The organism is Actinokineospora sp. (assembly GCF_050699995.1).
GTDB lineage: Bacteria > Actinomycetota > Actinomycetes > Mycobacteriales > Pseudonocardiaceae > Actinokineospora.
Genome location: NZ_JBOHGC010000526.1, coordinates 1 through 1,680, shown reverse-complemented (window position 1 = coordinate 1,680; position 1,680 = coordinate 1). Strand labels below are relative to the sequence as shown.

The 1,680-nt window shown below is 67.2% G+C and carries 2 protein-coding genes; both read left to right on the top strand.

The window, feature by feature from the left end; genetic code table 11:
- Positions 1-492 precede the first annotated feature (492 nt).
- Positions 493-840, top strand: coding sequence for a nitroreductase/quinone reductase family protein (locus tag ACRDSQ_RS26110; RefSeq protein WP_431424606.1), 348 nt, complete (start codon positions 493-495; stop codon positions 838-840).
- A gap of 95 nt (positions 841-935) precedes the next feature.
- Positions 936-1,631, top strand: coding sequence for an alpha/beta fold hydrolase (locus tag ACRDSQ_RS26105; protein ID WP_431424605.1), 696 nt, complete (start codon positions 936-938; stop codon positions 1,629-1,631).
- Positions 1,632-1,680 lie beyond the last annotated feature (49 nt).

Below are 1,680 nucleotides of genomic sequence, written 5' to 3'. Positions count from 1 at the left end.
GTCTTCCCGTATCGGGTCACCGATCTCGTTCGCCATGTGGCGCTGGCCGCGAGGTCGGCGCAGGTGCCCAGTCTTTCGCCCTTCCACGCGGGGTGTCCGCGTCGCCCGGTCGGTCCTGGTGGCAGGTCTGCCTGTTACCAGCGAGGCCGATCCAACAACACAGGGCCGGTTCAGTGCGGACGATTCGCTGGAGAGCTCTCGACACCACCCATTCGGTGGAACTCGGCCGTGGCACCCGGTTGATCTCCGTCACAACCGGAGCTTTTCACCCGCCTTAGCCGTTCAGCCACCAAGCAGGTCGCGACGACAGTGGGACCTCATTCCACGTCAGGGGTAACCTGGTTGGCACCCATCGATCAGGCACCAAACGCAACGGGCCTAACGGGCCGTCCAGCACCGAAACCGCAAGGAAACCCCGTGACAGAGCGATCGATCAAATACACCCTGGTCCGAGCTTTCCAGCGACACCTCCTCAACCCCGTAGTCCGAGCGATGGCGAACCGGGGAATCCTTCCCCCATCCACCGCGATCCTGGAAACGACAGGGCGAAAGAGCAACGAGCCACGCCAGATCCCCGTAACCAACGGAACCATCGGCGACACCTTCTGGATCGTCGCCGAGCACGGTCGCAACGCTGACTACGTTCGCAATCTCATGGCCAACCCGCGGGTCCGGGTGAAGGTGGGCCGTACCTGGCGCGAAGGCACCGCCACCGTCCTTCCCGCAGACGACGCCCGAGCCCGTTCAAAGCAGCTCCCCCACCAGGTCAATCAGCGAACGGTCCGCGTCGTCGGCACCGACCTCCTCACCATTCGCATCGATCTCGACGTCGAACGCTGAGCGTGACCTGCTAGGAAGAGCGCCTTGAACTGGGAAATCGTGGAGTCCGGGCCCGCGGACGCGGCGCACACCGTGTTGTTGTTGCCGGGTGGGATGTGCACCGCGGCCTTCTATCAGGATGTGATGGACCAGCCGAGCCTCGCCGGGGTCCGCCTGGTCGCCGCGACCCTCCCGGGATTCGGGGGCACTCAGCCGCCGGAGGATCTCAGCCTGGGCCACTACGCCCGGCTCGCCGCGGAGCTGACCGAAGAACAGGACTGCGACGCGGTGGTGGGCACAGCTTCGGCGCCAACGTGGCCTTGGAGATGGCTGTCTCCGCCGGGTTCACCGGTCCGCTGGTACTCCTGGCGCCGAGCCTGTCGCGGGGCGACGCGTCGATGGCCCTGCGCGTGTTGAACCAGCTCGGGAAAGTGGCGGGACACCTGCCCTTCGTCGCCGCGCTCAAAGCTTTGGCGCCCGCGCTGAAGCGTGAGGTCTCCCCGGAACGTCACGCGGCGTTGGCGGCCGAGATCCTGAAGAACGACCCGCGGGTCAACCGGCGACAGGTCAGGGCGTACCTGGCGCACCTGGACGGGCACGGCGCGGGGCCGCTCTGCGCGAGCGGTGTGCCTGCGTGGCTGGTGTTCGGGGAGAAGGACGATGTGGGCCTGACCGACGGCGAGCGGTCGGCGCTCGAAGCCTGCGACCGGACCAAGGTGGTCATGGTCCCCGGTGCCGGTCACATGACCCTGACCTCGCACCCGACCGTGGTGGCCGAGGTCCTGCTCGAGGCACTCGCCTCGACGAACTGACGCGCGCCCACCCCGCTCGGTCGCGGTGACGTTTCGGGGGTCCCGCACG